Origin of the sequence: Vibrio vulnificus CMCP6, assembly GCF_000039765.1 — a bacterium.
Classification (GTDB): domain Bacteria; phylum Pseudomonadota; class Gammaproteobacteria; order Enterobacterales; family Vibrionaceae; genus Vibrio; species Vibrio vulnificus_B.
The window spans coordinates 871511-887397 of sequence record NC_004459.3 but is presented as its reverse complement, the minus strand read 5'-3'; the positions used below and the strand labels follow the sequence as shown (position 1 = coordinate 887397).

The 15887-nt window shown below is 50.9% G+C and carries 18 protein-coding genes; 14 read left to right on the top strand and 4 right to left on the bottom strand.

Annotated elements, in window-relative coordinates; all coding sequences use genetic code 11:
• The first annotated feature begins 47 nt into the window (after positions 1-47).
• The 12 genes from gspC to VV1_RS04180 are packed head-to-tail and all read left to right on the top strand — an operon-like array spanning position 48 to position 11313.
• Positions 48-923 (top strand): type II secretion system protein GspC, encoded by an 876-nt coding sequence (gspC, locus tag VV1_RS04235; protein ID WP_172665345.1) that lies wholly within the window; start codon positions 48-50, stop codon positions 921-923.
• A gap of 36 nt (positions 924-959) precedes the next feature.
• The gene (gene gspD / locus VV1_RS04230) at positions 960-2981 is read left to right on the top strand and encodes a type II secretion system secretin GspD (RefSeq protein ID WP_011078944.1); all 2022 of its coding nucleotides are present in this window, start codon (positions 960-962) and stop codon (positions 2979-2981) included.
• Positions 2981-4480 (top strand): type II secretion system ATPase GspE, encoded by a 1500-nt coding sequence (gspE, locus tag VV1_RS04225; RefSeq protein ID WP_011078943.1) that lies wholly within the window; start codon positions 2981-2983, stop codon positions 4478-4480. Before gspD ends, gspE begins: the two co-directional genes overlap by 1 nt.
• Positions 4480-5697: a type II secretion system inner membrane protein GspF gene (gene gspF, locus VV1_RS04220; RefSeq protein ID WP_011078942.1), complete on the top strand. Its 1218-nt coding sequence runs from the start codon at positions 4480-4482 to the stop codon at positions 5695-5697. Before gspE ends, gspF begins: the two co-directional genes overlap by 1 nt.
• Before the next feature lie 53 nt (positions 5698-5750).
• Entirely contained in the window at positions 5751-6194 is a 444-nt protein-coding gene (gene gspG, locus VV1_RS04215) for a type II secretion system major pseudopilin GspG (RefSeq protein WP_011078941.1), read from the top strand.
• Positions 6121-6825 carry a type II secretion system minor pseudopilin GspH gene (gene gspH / locus VV1_RS04210; RefSeq protein WP_080553400.1) on the top strand — a complete coding sequence of 235 codons (705 nt, stop codon included), beginning with the start codon at positions 6121-6123 and terminating at the stop codon, positions 6823-6825. The genes gspG and gspH overlap by 74 nt, the downstream gene beginning before the upstream one ends.
• Positions 6818-7180, top strand: coding sequence for a type II secretion system minor pseudopilin GspI (gspI, locus tag VV1_RS04205; RefSeq protein WP_011078939.1), 363 nt, complete (start codon positions 6818-6820; stop codon positions 7178-7180). The genes gspH and gspI overlap by 8 nt, the downstream gene beginning before the upstream one ends.
• Complete coding sequence (gspJ, locus tag VV1_RS04200) at positions 7167-7868, top strand: type II secretion system minor pseudopilin GspJ (protein ID WP_011078938.1); 702 nt, start codon at positions 7167-7169, stop codon at positions 7866-7868. Before gspI ends, gspJ begins: the two co-directional genes overlap by 14 nt.
• Entirely contained in the window at positions 7861-8883 is a 1023-nt protein-coding gene (gspK, locus tag VV1_RS04195) for a type II secretion system minor pseudopilin GspK (protein ID WP_011078937.1), read from the top strand. The genes gspJ and gspK overlap by 8 nt, the downstream gene beginning before the upstream one ends.
• Positions 8852-10051 (top strand): type II secretion system protein GspL, encoded by a 1200-nt coding sequence (gene gspL / locus VV1_RS04190; RefSeq protein WP_043920924.1) that lies wholly within the window; start codon positions 8852-8854, stop codon positions 10049-10051. The genes gspK and gspL overlap by 32 nt, the downstream gene beginning before the upstream one ends.
• A 7-nt stretch (positions 10052-10058) precedes the next feature.
• Positions 10059-10550 carry a type II secretion system protein M gene (locus tag VV1_RS04185; protein ID WP_011078935.1) on the top strand — a complete coding sequence of 164 codons (492 nt, stop codon included), beginning with the start codon at positions 10059-10061 and terminating at the stop codon, positions 10548-10550.
• Position 10551: 1 nt separating this feature from the next.
• Positions 10552-11313: a type II secretion system protein N gene (locus VV1_RS04180; protein WP_011078934.1), complete on the top strand. Its 762-nt coding sequence runs from the start codon at positions 10552-10554 to the stop codon at positions 11311-11313.
• A 127-nt stretch (positions 11314-11440) separates the two neighbouring features.
• On the opposite strand, the gene cysQ is transcribed toward VV1_RS04180, so the two are convergent.
• The 4 genes from cysQ to VV1_RS23080 all read right to left on the bottom strand — a co-directional run bounded on the left by cysQ (position 11441) and on the right by VV1_RS23080 (position 14378).
• Positions 11441-12268 carry a 3'(2'),5'-bisphosphate nucleotidase CysQ gene (gene cysQ, locus VV1_RS04175; protein ID WP_011078933.1) on the bottom strand — a complete coding sequence of 276 codons (828 nt, stop codon included), beginning with the start codon at positions 12266-12268 and terminating at the stop codon, positions 11441-11443.
• 14 nt (positions 12269-12282) lie between these two features.
• A complete protein-coding gene (gene nudE, locus VV1_RS04170) occupies positions 12283-12837 on the bottom strand; it encodes an ADP compounds hydrolase NudE (protein WP_011078932.1) in 555 nt (184 codons plus the stop codon).
• A 115-nt stretch (positions 12838-12952) separates the two neighbouring features.
• Positions 12953-13537, bottom strand: coding sequence for a Fe-S biogenesis protein NfuA (gene nfuA / locus VV1_RS04165; RefSeq protein ID WP_026050270.1), 585 nt, complete (start codon positions 13535-13537; stop codon positions 12953-12955).
• A gap of 130 nt (positions 13538-13667) precedes the next feature.
• The gene (locus VV1_RS23080) at positions 13668-14378 is read right to left on the bottom strand and encodes an amidophosphoribosyltransferase (RefSeq protein ID WP_043920923.1); all 711 of its coding nucleotides are present in this window, start codon (positions 14376-14378) and stop codon (positions 13668-13670) included.
• A gap of 88 nt (positions 14379-14466) precedes the next feature.
• Here VV1_RS23080 and bioH point away from each other — a divergent pair, with 88 nt between their 5' ends.
• Positions 14467-15234, top strand: a complete 768-nt coding sequence (gene bioH, locus VV1_RS04155) for a pimeloyl-ACP methyl ester esterase BioH (protein WP_011078929.1) — start codon at positions 14467-14469, stop codon at positions 15232-15234.
• Positions 15235-15371: 137 nt separating this feature from the next.
• Positions 15372-15842 carry a hypothetical protein gene (locus VV1_RS04150; RefSeq protein WP_011078928.1) on the top strand — a complete coding sequence of 157 codons (471 nt, stop codon included), beginning with the start codon at positions 15372-15374 and terminating at the stop codon, positions 15840-15842.
• The last annotated feature ends 45 nt before the right edge of the window (positions 15843-15887 follow it).

Sequence of the window (15887 nt, the reverse complement as noted above, 5' to 3'; positions counted from 1 at the left end):
CATCAGAGCTGAGTGCCGGATTGGCCAATAGCCCATTGCTGACGCGGATGATTGCTAACAACGGCATGATTCAGAGTCGAGCGAGTGCTTTATTAGCAGGCGTGCTGGTGGCTTTGACAGGCTGGACTTTAGGGCAAGTCGTCTGGCTAACACAAGAGAGCAATACGCAGATCGTCGCTTGGCGACCTGCACCGCAGCAAAACGCACAAGGTAAACAAGGTGAGCGATTAAACCTCGCCGATCTGCAAGCCATCAATTTGTTTGGGGTTTACAACGAGAATAAACCTAAGCCTGTTGTCAGCCAGCCGGTGGTGCAAGACGCGCCTAAAACGCGGCTAAATTTGGTGTTAGTTGGGGCGGTGGCGAGCAGCAATCCTCAAACCAGCTTGGCCGTTATCGCCAACCGTGGTCAGCAAGCAACCTACGGGGTTGGGGAAGAAATCGAAGGCACTCGCGCTAAGTTAAAAGCAGTTCTGGTTGATCGTGTGATCATCGATAATGAAGGGCGTGACGAGACCCTGATGCTTGAAGGCGTGGAATACAAGAAATTGTCTGAATCTACTCCGCGTGTCATTCCGTCATCGACGATCGCTAAGAATAACCCGCCAGATACGGATGAGCAGCTAGCGCAAATTCGAGAAGAAATTACCGCCGATCCGCAGAAGATTTTCCAATACGTGCGTTTGTCTCAAGTGAAGCAAGAAGACAAAGTGATTGGTTATCGCGTGAGTCCGGGAAAAAGCCCACAACTGTTTGAAGCCGTTGGGTTACAAGATGGGGACATTGCTGTGCAGTTAAATGGCAATGATCTCACCGACCCAGCCGCCATGGGCAAAATTTTTAATGCTGTTTCAGAGCTCACCGAGTTGAACCTCACGGTGGAACGAGACGGACAGCAGCATGATATTTACATCCAGTTTTAACACTTAGGCTCAAAGCGTAAGTTCAGGGAGATAAACGTGAAACATTGGTTTAGCAAAAGCGCTTGGTTACTCGCAGGTACCTTAGCCTGCTCAAGCGGCGTGCTGGCAAACGAGTTTAGTGCAAGCTTTAAAGGCACCGATATTCAAGAGTTCATCAATATTGTCGGTCGAAACTTAGAAAAGACCATCATTGTCGACCCTTCGGTGCGAGGCAAAATTGATGTACGCAGCTACGACGTATTAAATGAAGAGCAGTACTACAGCTTTTTCCTAAACGTACTTGAAGTGTATGGCTACGCGGTGGTTGAAATGGAAAATGGCGTACTGAAAGTCGTCAAATCCAAAGATTCCAAAACCTCCGCCATTCCCGTGGTCAGTGATGACACCGTGAAGGGCGACAATGTCATTACACGCGTGGTTGCGGTGCGCAATGTCTCCGTGCGAGAGCTGTCTCCTTTGCTACGCCAACTGATTGATAATGCGGGCGCTGGTAACGTGGTGCACTATGATCCGGCCAATATCATCTTGATCACGGGCCGTGCAGCGGTGGTGAATCGTTTGGCAGAAATCATCAAACGTGTGGACCAAGCGGGCGATACCGAAATCGAAGTGGTAGAGCTAGGTAATGCGTCGGCGGCGGAAATGGTCCGTATTGTTGATGCGCTAAACCGCACTACCGATGCGAAAAACACCCCAGAATTTTTGCAGCCAAAATTGGTGGCCGATGAGCGCACCAACTCGATTTTGATTTCGGGTGATCCCAAAGTGCGTGATCGCTTGAAGCGTTTGATTCGCCAACTTGATGTGGAAATGGCGAGCAAAGGCAACAACCGTGTTGTTTACCTCAAGTACGCCAAAGCGGAAGACTTAGTCGACGTATTGAAAGGGGTCTCAGACAACTTACAAGCAGAGAAAAACTCTGGTCAAAAGGGCGCGTCTTCACAGCGCAACGATGTGGTGATCGCCGCGCATCAAGGCACCAACTCACTGGTATTGACTGCGCCACCCGATATTATGTTGGCGCTGCAAGATGTGATTACCCAGTTAGATATTCGCCGTGCACAAGTGCTGATTGAAGCCTTGATTGTCGAAATGGCAGAGGGCGATGGTGTGAACTTGGGTGTGCAATGGGGTAACCTGGAAACGGGTGCGATGATCCAGTACAGTAATACAGGGGCATCGATTGGCCAAGTAATGATTGGTCTAGAGGAAGCAAAGGATACAACTAAGACTGAAAGCCGTTGGGATCCAGATAAAAATCAGTGGGTGGATCGTCAGTACACTGAAAAAGGGGACTATTCAACACTGGCTTCTGCATTGTCTAAGGTCAATGGCGCGGCCCTCAGTGTCGTGATGGGTGACTGGACGGCGTTGATTAGCGCGGTATCGAGTGATTCCAACTCAAATATCCTGTCTTCCCCAAGTATTACCGTAATGGATAACGGTGAAGCCTCATTTATTGTGGGTGAAGAAGTACCGGTCATCACAGGCTCCACAGCGGGGTCCAATAACGACAACCCATTCCAAACCGTTGACCGCAAAGAAGTGGGCATCAAGCTTAAAGTGGTGCCACAAATTAACGAAGGCGACTCGGTTCAACTGAATATTGAACAGGAAGTGTCAAACGTTTTGGGTGCCAATGGCGCGGTGGACGTACGTTTTGCTAAGCGTCAGCTCAATACCTCGGTGATTGTGCAAGATGGCCAAATGTTGGTGCTCGGCGGCTTGATTGATGAACGTGCGCTAGAGAGTGAATCAAAAGTGCCACTGCTAGGGGATATTCCCGTGCTGGGGCATTTGTTTAAATCAACCAATACTCAAGTTGAAAAGAAAAACCTGATGGTGTTCATCAAGCCAACTATCATTCGTGATGGCATGACGGCCGATGGTATTACCCAGCGTAAGTACAACTACATTCGCGCCGAACAGCTTTACAAAGCGGATCAGGGCCTTAAATTGATGGATGATGGCCACATTCCTGTGTTGCCGAAATTTGGTGAAGACAAACGCCATCCGGCTGAAATTCAAGCCTTTATCGATCAAATGGAACAGCAGTAATGGTAGATATACTGGATACGGCGCCATCGTATCGCCGTTTACCGTTTAGTTTTGCTAACCGCTTTAAAATGGTGCTGGAAGTCGAGCACCCAGAAAGGCCGCCGGTACTTTACTACGTTGAGCCTCTCAATGCGCAGGCGTTAGTTGAAGTGCGTCGTGTGCTCAAACAGACGTTTGTCCCTCAAGCCATTGCCGCTGAAGCGTTTGAAAAAAAACTGACCGAAGCGTACCAACGCGACTCGTCAGAAGCGCGTCAGCTGATGGAGGACATTGGCTCGGATGATGACTTCTTCTCTTTGGCTGAAGAGTTGCCGCAAGATGAAGATTTGCTCGAAACGGAAGACGATGCGCCGATCATCAAATTGATCAACGCCATGTTGGGCGAAGCGATCAAAGAAGGGGCGTCGGATATTCACATCGAAACGTTCGAGAAAATTCTGTCGATTCGTTTCCGCGTCGATGGCGTTTTGCGCGATGTACTGTCTCCGAGTCGCAAACTGGCGCCGCTGTTGGTGTCACGTGTTAAAGTTATGGCCAAACTGGATATTGCAGAAAAACGTGTGCCACAAGATGGCCGTATTTCACTGCGTATCGGTGGTCGCGCTGTCGATGTGCGTGTATCGACCATGCCTTCATCACACGGCGAGCGTGTGGTGATGCGTTTGCTGGATAAAAACGCCACTCGTCTTGACCTGCATAGCCTAGGCATGACACCGGTGAACCACGACAATTTCCGTCATCTTATCTCGCGTCCTCACGGCATTATCTTGGTCACAGGTCCAACGGGTTCGGGTAAATCCACCACCTTGTACGCTGGCCTGCAAGAGCTGAACAGCAACGAGCGCAACATCTTAACGGTGGAAGACCCGATCGAATTTGATATTGATGGTATCGGCCAAACCCAAGTGAACCCAAAAGTCGACATGACCTTTGCTCGTGGTCTGCGAGCCATTTTGCGTCAAGACCCAGACGTGGTGATGGTCGGGGAAATTCGTGACTTGGAAACCGCGCAAATTGCCGTACAAGCGTCATTGACCGGTCACTTGGTGATGTCAACCTTGCACACCAACACCGCCGTAGGTGCAATTACCCGTCTGCGTGACATGGGCATTGAGCCCTTTTTGATCTCTTCTTCACTGCTGGGCGTGCTGGCTCAGCGCCTGGTACGGACTTTATGCCAAGACTGTAAAGAACCGTACGAGGCGGACAAAGAGCAGCGCAAACTGTTTGGCGCGAAGAAGAAAGATGCGCTGACCTTATATCGTGCCAAGGGATGTGAAAAATGTAACCACAAAGGTTATCGTGGCCGTACCGGTATCCATGAGCTGTTGATGGTGGACGATAAAGTTCAAGAGCTGATCCATGCTGAAGCGGGAGAGCAGGCGATGGACAAATACATTCGTGAACATACCCCGAGCATTCGCAGCGACGGTTTAGACAAAGTGTTGCAAGGCGTGACGTCACTGGAAGAAGTGATGCGCGTGACCAAGGAATCTTAATGGCGGCGTTTGAATACAAAGCGCTCGACGCAAAAGGGCGCACCAAAAAAGGCACCTTGGAAGGCGACAATGCCCGCCAAGTACGCCAACGCTTGAAAGAGCAAGGCATGGTGCCCATCGAGGTGATGGAAACCAAAGCCAAGTTGGCCAAAAGCAAATCGTCAGGTGGCTTTAAGCGGGGCATTTCCACTCCCGAACTGTCGTTGATTACTCGTCAGATCTCGACCCTGGTGCAATCGGGTATGCCGCTGGAGGAGTGTCTCAAAGCGGTATCCGATCAAGCAGAGAAGCCTCGTATTCGAGGTATGTTGGCAGCGGTGCGGGCCAAAGTCACCGAAGGTTACACCTTGGCAGACAGCCTGTCAGACTACCCGCATATTTTTGATGAACTGTATCGCTCTATGGTGGCGGCAGGGGAAAAATCGGGTCATTTGGATGCGGTGTTAGAGCGCTTGGCCGATTACTGTGAAAATCGCCAGAAGATGCGTTCTAAGTTACTGCAAGCGATGATTTACCCGGTGGTATTGGTGGTGTTTGCTGTCACGATTGTGGCGTTTTTGCTCGCCACAGTGGTACCCAAAATCGTCGAGCCGATCATCCAAATGGGTCAAGAGCTGCCACAGTCGACGCAATTTTTATTGGCGGCGAGTGAGTTTGTTCAAGAGTGGGGATTATTGCTGTTGGGAAGCATCGTGTTTGCCATTTACCTACTCAAAACGGCCTTGAAAAAGCCCAATGTTCGCATGGCGTGGGATCGCCGCATACTGAGCCTGCCGCTACTGGGCAAAATCTCGAAAGGGTTGAACACCGCTCGATTTGCTCGCACCTTATCCATTTGTACCTCCAGTGCGATTCCCATTTTGGAAGGGATGCGTGTGGCGGTCGATGTGATGTCGAACCAATTCGTCAAACAACAGGTCTTATTGGCGGCAGACAGTGTGCGTGAAGGGGCCAGTCTGCGTAAAGCTTTGGATCAAACTCGCCTTTTTCCACCAATGATGTTGCACATGATTGCCAGTGGAGAACAAAGTGGTGAGTTGGAAAGCATGCTGACGCGTGCCGCGGACAACCAAGATCAAAGTTTTGAATCGACGGTCAATATCGCGTTGGGTATTTTTACCCCAGCGTTGATTGCGCTAATGGCGGGATTGGTGTTGTTCATTGTGATGGCGACACTGATGCCGATGCTGGAAATGAATAATTTAATGAGTGGCTGATTTTGGGGTGCTGAGTGGCTTGGTCATTCGGCCTCATTATTCTGGAGAAAACAATGCAAAATAAAGCAAAAAAACAGGCGGGTTTCACCCTGCTTGAAGTCATGGTTGTGGTGGTGATTCTGGGCATTCTGGCCAGTTTCGTTGTCCCTAACCTGCTAGGTAACAAAGAAAAGGCTGACCAGCAAAAAGCCATTACCGACATCGTCGCGTTGGAAAATGCGCTGGACATGTACAAATTAGACAACAGCGTGTATCCAACCACCGATCAAGGTTTGGAAGCGTTGGTGACTAAGCCAAGCAGCCCAGAGCCACGCAACTACCGTAATGGCGGTTACATCAAGCGTCTGCCAAAAGACCCTTGGGGTAACGAGTACCAATACATGAGCCCTGGCGACAAAGGCACGATTGATATCTTCACCTTAGGTGCAGATGGTCAAGAAGGCGGTGAAGGCGCAGCGGCAGATATTGGCAACTGGAACATGCAAGACTTCCAATAACAGGACGTTGAGTCGAAGAGGCAACCACTTGAAACCACCTTTTTCATCTCGCTTAGCGGGTTTTACACTGATCGAAATTCTGTTGGTGCTGGTGTTGTTGTCTCTGACTGCGGTGGCGGTTATCGCCACCCTTCCCACTCGCAGTGACGAGCGGGGCAAGAAATACGCGCAGAGTTTTTACCAACGATTACAGCTCCTCAACGAAGAGGCGGTGCTCAGTGGTAAAGACTTTGGTGTTCGGGTCGAGGAAGAAAAATCACGCTACACCTTACTCAAATTGGAAGCCGATGGCTGGCAGACGTTGGAGTTGAATAAAATCCCCGCCACCACCGAGCTTGAAGATGAAGTAGCGATGCAACTGACCTTAGGGGGAGGGGCATGGCAGCAAGACGATCGCCTGTTCAAGCCGGGCTCTCTGTTTGATGAAGAGATGTTTGCCGAAGAAGAAAAAGAGAAAAAACAGCGACCGCCGCAGATTTTCATTTTATCCAGCGGAGAATTGACGCCGTTTTCATTGTCTTTTTATCCCAACGATCAGGACGCGACCGAAAATGGTTGGCGAGTACGAGCCAAAGACACAGGGCAGATTATTCTGCTGGCTCCCGGTGAAGAAGAGCAAGACGATGGTTAGACGACGCAAATACGCAGGCATGACCTTGCTTGAGGTGCTGGTGGCGTTGGCGATATTTGCCACTGCGGCGATGAGCGTGATCCGTGCCGTTAGCCAGCACATCAACACCGTCGGTTATTTGGAGCAGAAGATGTTTGCTGCCATGGTGGCAGACAATCAAATGGCGATGGTGATGCTCAACCCCAAAAATCTAAAAGCCAGCAACGGTGAAGAAGAGTTAGCGGGGCAAACGTGGTATTGGAAAGTGGCTCCTGTAGCCACGACTCAACCGCTGCTGAAAGCGTTTGATGTGAGTGTGGCAGCAGAAAAGCAGGCCAGCCCAATGATTACGGTGAGAAGCTATGTGGCGAAATAAAACGTGTCGAAAGAGAAACACGCGCCAACGTGGTTTTACCCTCATCGAAGTGTTGGTGTCGATTGCCATTTTTGCCACCTTAAGTGTGGCCGCGTATCAGGTGGTCAATCAGGTGCAACGCAGCAATGAGTTATCACAAGAGCGCACCGTACGATTGAATGAATTGCAACGTGCCTTGGTGATGATGGACAGCGATTTTCGCCAGATAGCGCTGCGTCAAACACGCACCAACGGCGAAGAGCCGAGCAAAAAACTGCTGCATTGGGCGGATTACCTCTTAGATTCAGACAGCAAAGGCATCATGTTCGCGCGTTTAGGTTGGCACAATCCGCAGCAGCAATTCCCTCGCGGGGAGGTCACCAAAGTGGGTTATCGCATCAAAGATGAGCGTTTAGAGCGAGTATGGTGGCGTTACCCAGATACCCCAGCAGGGCAAGAAGGGGTCGTGACTCCGTTACTCAGTGATGTGGAAGAGCTTAATGTGCGTTTTTATGACGGCAAACAGTGGAGTAATGAGTGGAGCAACGAGTTGACCTTGCCGGCGGCGATCTCGGTAGAGCTGACGTTGAAAGATTACGGAAAGATCGCGCGAACCTACCTCACTCCAGAGGGGAATTTGCAAAAACAAGCGTCAGGTAGCGAAGACTCCGGGCAAAACAATAGTGGTGGAGCAGGCAACAATGGCTAAATCGAACCGCTCGCGCCAATCTGGAGTGGCCCTGATCATCATTTTGCTGTTGCTGGCCATTATGGCCACCATCGCCGGCAGTATGTCTGAGCGTTTGTTTGCACAGTTTAAGCGTGGCACTAACCAGATCAGCTATCAGCAAGCGTACTGGTACAGCATTGGCGTGGAAGCGTTGGCGAAGGTCGGTATTGAGCAAAGTTACAAAGACAGTGACACCATTAACTTAAACCAGCCTTGGGCCTTGGAAGAGAAAACCTATCCCTTGGACTATGGCCAAGCGAAAGGACGCATTTTTGATAAGCAAGCGTGCTTTAATCTCAATGCCCTCTCTCCCGTGGTGATGCAAGACGCAGCGGTAGAGCGTCCTTATTTGGTGAAAGTCTTTCGTGCTTTGCTCGAAGAGTCAGGCGTTGAAAGTTATGAATCCGAAGTGATTGCCGACTCCATGTGGGAGTTTGTCGATCCCAATGACGCGGTGCGCTCTTCTTCTGGGGTGGAAGACTCGACTTATGAAGGGATGAAACCCGCCTATTTGGCGGCGAATGGGTACATTGCTGATAGCAGTGAACTGCGCGCGGTTTACCAAGTGTCGGGTGAAATGATGGCAACGCTGCAGCCTTTGGTCTGTGCTTTACCGACCGATGAGTGGCGCTTGAACGTCAATACCATCAGCGCTGAGCAAGCCGCTTTGCTGGTGGCGCTGTTTTCGCCTGCGTTGAGTGAATCTGATGCCAAGCAACTGATAGAAAAACGCCCCTTTGATGGCTGGGCGAACATTGATGCTTTTCTTTCAGAGTCTGAAATGGCGGGCATCAGCGAAGAAATCAAAAAACTAGCAAAAGCGTATCTTGGCGTTGATAGCCGATACTTTGAATTGGATGCACAGGTGTTAGTCGAGGACTCTCGGGTGAGAATTCGCAGCCTTATGTACAGTAAAAACAGAGAAACCGTGACCGTTGTGCGTCGCCGTTTTGGAGGAATCAGTGAGCGAGTTTCTGACCGTTCGGCTGAGTAGCGAACAATATAGCCCCATTCCTTGGTTGGTTTGGTCATCAAGCCAACAAGAAGTGATCGCCAGTGGGGAGTTGTCGGATTGGCAACAACTGGACGATCTCAAAAATTATGCTGAGCAGAGGCCGATCGTAGTGCTGGTCGCGGCCAGCGATGTGGTGTTAACCGAAGTGGACATCCCACCGGGCGCTTCACGTCAGTTTGAGTCGATGTTGCCTTACCTGCTGGAAGATGAAATCGCCCAAGATGTGGACGATTTGCATTTCTCTGTGTTGGCCAAAGAGAATGGCAAAGCGCAAGTGTGTGGTGTGGATCGACGTTGGTTGCAACATATGCTTGATGCATTTCGCGCTCAAGGTTTGGATGTCAAACGTGTGCTGCCAGACTCACTGGCGCTGCCACTCGACGACGAAGGCATCAGCGCCGCGCAGTTGGGAGAGCAGTGGTTGTTCCGTCATTCTGCCTGCCAAGGCAGCGCAGTCGACGACAGCTGGATGCCCGTCTATTTGAATGCCCTTGCCGGCGAGCAACCCCTTTCTGTGGCCTGCTTTAGCTCGTTGCCTGAGCAGCAAGGTCAAGCGCATTGGCTGAGTCGCCCAGTGGAAATGACCATGGCGTTACTCAGCCAAGGCGTTGCCGATGGTAAATTCTCGCTGCTAACCGGTGAGTTTAAGCCGAAAAGCTCGTTCTTTAAGCACTGGAAAGTGTGGCAGAAGGTGGCGATCAGTGGCAGCTTATTGATCGCCGCGTTGGTCGCGCAACAAGTGCTCACGATTCAGCGCTATGAGTCGCAAGCACAGGCGTATCGAGAAGAGAGCGAGCGCATTTTCCGTCAAGTGATGCCGGGCCGAAACAAGATCCCAACCGTCAGTTACCTCAAACGCCAAATGGAAGACGAAATTCGCCGTTTGTCTGGGGGGGGCGCGGGTGATTCGATGTTGCAGTGGATGGCACAATTGCCGGGTACCATTGGCCAAGTGAAGAACTTTGAAGTGCTGAGCATCAAATACGATGGGAATCGAGGCGAAGTCCGCATTCAGGCGAAAAGTAACGATTTCCAAATTTTTGAACAGGCACGCGTGAAGTTGAGCGAGCAGTTCCAAGTGGAGCAAGGGCAGCTTAACCGCACTGGCGACGCTGTGATTGGCAGCTTTGTGTTAAAGCGTAAGTGAGGAGCAGATGACAAATTTACTCAATATGTTCCAAGCTTGGTGGAGCAGCATTAGCCAGCGTGAGCAACGTTTAGTGGTGGTGTGTGGTGTCTTCGGTCTTATCGGGCTGATTTACTGGGGCGTTTTGCAGCCTATCAATGCGCGCGCTGAGCAAGCTCAGTTACGTATCCAAAGTGAGAAACAGCTACTCAGTTGGGTGAGTGAGAAAGCCGATGAGCTCACCGGTTTACGTGCCAGTGGCGGTGTGTCGTTTTCCAATCAGCCGCTAAACCAAGTAATTGCGTCATCCGCGCGCCAATTTAAGGTGGAGCTACAACGTGTTCAGCCCCGCAATGAGATGTTGCAAGTGTGGGTCGCTCCGATGCCATTTAACCGTTTAGTGGATTGGCTTACCTTTTTGAAAGAGAAGCAAGGCATTGAAGTGGAATTCATGGACATCGACCGTGGTAAAGAGTCCGGTCTAGTGGAAGTTAACCGATTACAGTTTAAGCGAGGCTAGGGTGAAGCGCGCGATTATTTACAGCCTGATTTTTGTTCTCTTTTTTAGCATCAGTTTACTGTCGAGCATTCCGGTTAGCTTTGCGCTCAATTATTTGCCACCCGTGCGTGGCCTGACGATTGAGGGCACCTCCGGTACGGTGTGGCAGGGCAGTGCAAGCACCATTCGTTGGCAAGGTCAGAGCTTTGGTGAGGTGCATTGGGATTTTCAAACCAGCAAATTGTTCACCGGTAACGTGCAATACGCATTGCGCTTTGGTCGCGGCAGCGATTTGAATCTGCGTGGCAAAGGTTTGGTCGGCTATGGTCTTGGCCAAGGGGCGTATGTGGAAAATCTTGTCGCTTCGTTACCCGCGGAAAAAGTGGCCTCACGTTTGCCCATGCCTTTGCCTCTGCAAGTGGAAGGGCAAGTGGAAGTGAACGTGCGTCACGCGGTTTACCAAGCGCCTTGGTGCGCCAGTGGCACGGGCACGTTAGTGTGGAGTGCCAGTAAAGTCGGTACCCCGATCGGCGCATTGGACTTGGGGCCGGTGATTTCCGATTTCACCTGTGAAAATAGCCAATTGTCGGTGAAGGGCGAGCAACAAAGCGCCCAAGTCAGCGCGCAATTCAGTGCTCAAGTGACGCCAAATCGTCAATACACGACCTCGGCTTGGTTTAAACCGGGTGCAGAATTCCCAGCGGCGATGAAATCACAGCTGAGCTGGCTAGGGAACCCGAATGGTCAAGGGCAGTATGAGTTTGACTACCAAGGGCGCTTTTAGCGAGACTGCCTTGGCGCTGAACGCAAAGAAAGATTAATGGCACAAAAAAAGCGAGCAGAGCTCGCTTTTTACGTTTCCGTTGGCACGTTTCACTGGGACTTTCCGCCGGCAGCTAGGTCAACAGTCCCTAGCCTTTGACCTGCAAAATGTCGTTCCACGGCAAATCGGCATCGCCTAATACGATGAAGTTCGGATTTTCCAAGGTGTCTCGTTCGTTATAAGAAAGCGGTTCCAAGTAGGTGCTGAGGATGCGTCCGCCAGCTTCTTCCACGATACATTGTGTCGCCGCGGTGTCCCATTCCCCAGTCGGACCAAGGCGCAAATAGCAATCCACGGCTCCTTCCGCGACCAAGCACGCTTTCAACGCCGCAGAGCCTAACGGCACCAAATCGTAATTCCAACTGCTGCTCATGCGGTTGGTGATGCGATTGATGTCCTGACGGCGGCTGATGGCAATCGCGATGTTTTGTCCGGGCAGTTCATGTTTGTGGGTTTGAATTTTCAAGCTTTCGTTCATCTCAGGGATCTTCCATGCGCCTTTACCTTGATACGCATAGTAGGTCACGCCTGAAACCGGACCATACACCACGCCCATTACCGGCTTGTTGTTCTCCACTAAGGCGATGATGGTGGCAAAATCCCCACTGCGGGCGATAAACTCCTGCGTTCCATCAAGAGGATCCACCAACCAGTAACGGTTCCATTGCGCGCGTTGTTCCAAGCTGATATCCGCCGCTTCTTCAGACAGCACTGGAATGTCTGGGGTTAACTCACTCAGTCGTTGGTTGATCAATTTGTGCGCGGCGAGATCGGCGCTGGTGACCGGCGTCTCATCGCTTTTGGTGTATTCTTGGTACTGCTTACTTTGGTAGATATCCAGAATCAATTGCCCCGCGGTGCGAGCAATATCGATAACTTGCGGCAACAGTGCCGATAAATCCTGTGAGGTAGGCATAACTCTCTTCCTTACTACTTGGCCGGTCGAAGTGCTCTCAGTGCCAATAGTAGCGCTGTGATACTGCGGGATTCACAAAAATCTAAGTGATGAAGAAGTTCTTCTGCCTGCGCGAGTGGCCAACGAACCACTTCAAGTGGCTCTGGCTCATCGCCTTCCAATGTTTCTGGATACAGATCTTGTGCCAAAAACAGCGTCATTTTGCTTGAGAAATAGGAAGGAGCCAGCACCACTTGCTTCAATGGCGTTAATTGTTTCGCGCCAAAGCCGATTTCTTCTTTCAATTCCCGATCCGCTGCTTGTTCGGCGCTTTCTCCCTGATCAATAAGCCCTTTAGGGAAGCCAAGCTCATAGCGCTCTGTACCTGCAGCGTACTCTCTCACTAATAATAGGTCACCTTGCTCAGTAACGGGAACCATCATCACGGCATTTTTACCGCTTGGTTTGAGGCGCTCGTAAATTCGCTCTTCGCCGTTGGAGAAACGCAGTTCAAGGCTTTCGATAGAAAAGAGTCGTGATTGGGCAACGACATTACGATTGAGAATATCGGGTTCTTTCCTTCTGCTCATGACGTTGATTCCTCCTGCAAAACATTGATGACTGGAATATATACTAAAAGAAAAGGTTGGCCCAAGTGTGCCAACCTTTAAATTTCGTCTCAGTTATAACCAAAATGAGAATAACTTAGTAGTATGAGTGATCGCCGCGATCGTGCTCAGTGGCATCGCGAACTGCCGTTAGCTCACCTGAGAATTGCTGTAGTAACTCTTTCTCGATGCCTTCTTTTAGCGTCACGTCGACCATTGAACAACCGTTACAGCCGCCACCAAAGGCAACAATCGCAACGCCAGCGTCAGTGATTTCCATCAGTTTCACGTGGCCGCCGTGACCAGCAAGTTGTGGGTTCACCTGAGTTTGAATCGCGTATTCAACGCGCTCAAGCAGTGGCGCGTCATCCGCGACTTTACGCATTTTGGCGTTGGGCGCTTTCAGTGTTAACTGTGAGCCCATTTTGTCGGTCACGTAGTCAATTTCCGCATCTTCAAGGAACGGCAAGCTGAGTTCATCAACGTAGGCAGAAAAGCTTTGGTATGGGATTTCGGTATCGGTAGCTTCTACCGCTTCAGGTGGGCAGTAAGATACGCCGCATTCTGCGTTTTGTGTGCCTGGGTTGACGACGAAAACACGAATGTTGGTTCCATCAGGCTGCTGGCCCAATAGATTGGCAAAATGAGTTTGTGCTGCTTCAGTGATAGTAATATTTGACACGACGAATACCCGAGTAAATTTGTAGGTTATTGACGCCATTTTACTCCTGATAACGAAAGGATCTAGTGTTTTGATGAGAAAACATGCTTTAGAGCGCACACCACACTGTCAAGCGACAGTGACATCCAACTTAATCCTTCTCGGGAGTTCGGCAGAGGCAATAAATATCAATGCTTTCCACGCCGACTGCAAGCAGTAATTGACATAATTGTCGTACCGTACTGCCCGTCGTGACCACATCATCGACAATCGCGACATGCTTGGGAATCGCATGGGGCAGAGCCGAGCGATTGAGGCGAAAGGCACCCGCTAAGTTGCGCTGACGCTGCTGTTTATTGAGCCCTTGCTGTGGCGGAGTGTGCAATAAACGAGTAAACGCGTGAGCAAGGAAGGGGCGATTTAATCTACGGGCCAGTTGCGCCGCCAACACATCGCTTTGATTGAAGCCTCGTAGCCATTGCCGACGCCAATGCATTGGCACAGAGAGCAGCAGTGGCGCGGGGCGGTCAATGCGTTGGATGAGCAAAGGTGCCAAGCTGGCACAGTACCAGAACTTGCGCTGATGTTTGATTTGATTGACGTAGTGTGAGGTTGGAAAGCGATACGGCGTGAGGCAGTAAAGCCTTTGCCAAGGGGGCGGAGATTTCAGACATTGGCCGCACTGGGGGACAACCGTTAACGTCGGCAGCCCGCAACGTTGGCAACGCGGTTCGGCATCGAACAGGGTTAGGCAGTGCTGGCACCAAAGCGGGTGATGGTCGTGATTCATCGGCAAGCCGCACAGATGACAGAGGCGAGGAAGAGATCGGAGTATTTTTTCACTAAGCCAATCGGTTAACATACGGGCAGTGGGGCGAATGAATCGTGTCGCTAGCGTACTCGACCACACGTGGCGCTTGAGGCTGGAAAAAGTAGGAGTAAGAGGGAAGATGAGCACAGATTTACACTGGCAAACACAAGGTCAGGGGCCCGATTTGGTGTTGTTGCATGGCTGGGGCATGAATGGCGCAGTGTGGCAGCAGGTGGTTGAAAGGCTGGAGCTGCACTTTCGTTTGCATGTGGTGGATCTGCCTGGCTATGGTCACAGTGCCCATCTTCATGCGGCAAGTTTAGAAGAGATTGCCCAGCAGCTTCTCGAGCATGCACCGAAACAAGCCATTTGGGTTGGCTGGTCATTAGGTGGTCTGGTGGCGACGCACATGGCGCTGCATCACGCCGATTACGTCAGCAAGTTAGTGACGGTGGCGAGTTCACCCAAGTTCGCTGCAGAAGCGCGTTGGCGTGGCATTCAGCCGCAAGTATTGAGCGCCTTTACTGAGCAGTTGAGTGAAGATTTTCACACCACGGTAGAGCGTTTTATGGCGCTGCAAGCCATGGGCAGCCCCTCTGCGCGACAAGATGTAAAAAACCTCAAACAAGCGGTGTTCTCGCGCCCGCAACCCAACCCCCAATCACTTTTGGCTGGGCTGCAAATGCTGGCGGAGGTGGACTTGCGTGACCATCTGCCGCACTTAACGATGCCGATGTTGCGTCTGTATGGCCGTTTGGACGGGTTGGTGCCGATCAAGGTGGCGCAGGATCTCGAGAAAGTGTTACCCGCCAGTGAGCAGTTCATTTTCACCCAGTCGTCACACGCGCCTTTTATCACTGAACCAGAGAGCTTTTGCCACCAGTTGCTGAGCTTTGCCGGCAAGTAAGCGAAAAATAAAATTAAACCTGTTCAAATATTGGTCGATACAAGAAGTAACCAAGGCAACTTACTACGGTTAGTGAAGCGGTTTTGGGGCTGTGCAGTGATGTGCATGGTAGGGCGATTCTTTGAGGAGGTATCGCGATGATAGTGTCACCGACCACTGTGAGTGTGCCACTGATCGCCCCATCGGTAAATGTGCAGACAGAGCAGGCCGCGCGCGATAATAGAGTGCGTGAACCTGTGGCGCCAACCGTTGCGTTGGCCAAATCTAACGCGGAACGTAAAGTCAAAAGTGATGATAAACGCCGACGTCAATCTTCGTGGGATCCTTCAGAGCACCCTGGCTATGAGATGGAAACCAATACGCAAGAGATCTCGGTCTATCATGAAGACCCCAAAGACACGCTTGAGCGGCTTTTTGGACTTCTGGCACTGCGAAGTTACAGTGAAGAACAGGGTAAAGGCTACGCAATGCGCTATCGTCTGCCCAAACGTATCTTGGATGCGGCGATAAGAGAAGGGATCATGGAGAAGCGTCGAGCGATCATCAAGTACCATTACGGTCACTCTGTCGCGCCTCATACCCCTTCAGAAGTGATTGCGGTGTTATAGCAAGCAAACACCACCGCAGTGACTGACAATAAAAACCCACTATGG

What these genes read in the sequence shown, in the direction of transcription:
- gspI (WP_011078939.1), top strand. Translation starts at nt 6,818, where the DNA reads ATGGTTAGACGACGCAAATACGCAGGCATGACCTTGCTTGAGGTGCTG.
- gspJ (WP_011078938.1), top strand. Translation starts at nt 7,167, where the DNA reads ATGTGGCGAAATAAAACGTGTCGAAAGAGAAACACGCGCCAACGTGGT.
- VV1_RS23080 (WP_043920923.1), bottom strand. Translation starts at nt 14,378, where the DNA reads ATGTTAACCGATTGGCTTAGTGAAAAAATACTCCGATCTCTTCCTCGC.
- gspE (WP_011078943.1), top strand. Translation starts at nt 2,981, where the DNA reads ATGGTAGATATACTGGATACGGCGCCATCGTATCGCCGTTTACCGTTT.
- gspC (WP_172665345.1), top strand. Translation starts at nt 48, where the DNA reads ATGATTGCTAACAACGGCATGATTCAGAGTCGAGCGAGTGCTTTATTA.
- gspG (WP_011078941.1), top strand. Translation starts at nt 5,751, where the DNA reads ATGCAAAATAAAGCAAAAAAACAGGCGGGTTTCACCCTGCTTGAAGTC.
- VV1_RS04150 (WP_011078928.1), top strand. Translation starts at nt 15,372, where the DNA reads ATGATAGTGTCACCGACCACTGTGAGTGTGCCACTGATCGCCCCATCG.
- bioH (WP_011078929.1), top strand. Translation starts at nt 14,467, where the DNA reads ATGAGCACAGATTTACACTGGCAAACACAAGGTCAGGGGCCCGATTTG.
- nudE (WP_011078932.1), bottom strand. Translation starts at nt 12,837, where the DNA reads ATGAGCAGAAGGAAAGAACCCGATATTCTCAATCGTAATGTCGTTGCC.
- gspK (WP_011078937.1), top strand. Translation starts at nt 7,861, where the DNA reads ATGGCTAAATCGAACCGCTCGCGCCAATCTGGAGTGGCCCTGATCATC.
- cysQ (WP_011078933.1), bottom strand. Translation starts at nt 12,268, where the DNA reads ATGCCTACCTCACAGGATTTATCGGCACTGTTGCCGCAAGTTATCGAT.
- VV1_RS04185 (WP_011078935.1), top strand. Translation starts at nt 10,059, where the DNA reads ATGACAAATTTACTCAATATGTTCCAAGCTTGGTGGAGCAGCATTAGC.
- gspF (WP_011078942.1), top strand. Translation starts at nt 4,480, where the DNA reads ATGGCGGCGTTTGAATACAAAGCGCTCGACGCAAAAGGGCGCACCAAA.